Genomic DNA, 247 nt, shown 5'->3' with positions numbered 1-247 from the left:
CGTAGGTACTGATCGGCGGCAGGCTCGGCGCGATGCCGATCGTCAGCGTGCCGGCCTCGGCGAACTTGAACGTCGGCGGCACCGCGCGTTGTACGGCCGCATCGGCCGTGCCGCGCGGGCGGCCGTGCTGCTCGGGGCTCAGGTCGAAGGTCGCGGCCGCCGCGGCGATCGCGGTCGCGCCGATCAGCGCGGCCGCCAGCGTGCGCACGGCGCGCGGCGTGAAAGGAACGGCTCGTTGCATGAATGC

1 pseudogene is annotated in these 247 nt (G+C 74.1%); it reads right to left on the bottom strand.

The window, feature by feature from the left end:
* Nucleotides 1-241: pseudogene (locus SB816_RS33995) on the bottom strand (ABC transporter substrate-binding protein); the annotation flags it as partial.
* Nucleotides 242-247: the final 6 nt, after the last annotated feature.

This window comes from Achromobacter sp. SIMBA_011, from assembly GCF_046535435.1.
GTDB classification, from domain to species: Bacteria; Pseudomonadota; Gammaproteobacteria; order Burkholderiales; family Burkholderiaceae_B; genus Achromobacter; species Achromobacter dolens.
Note: the sequence above shows the minus strand (reverse complement) of the source record. Positions and strands in the feature narration are given on the sequence as shown.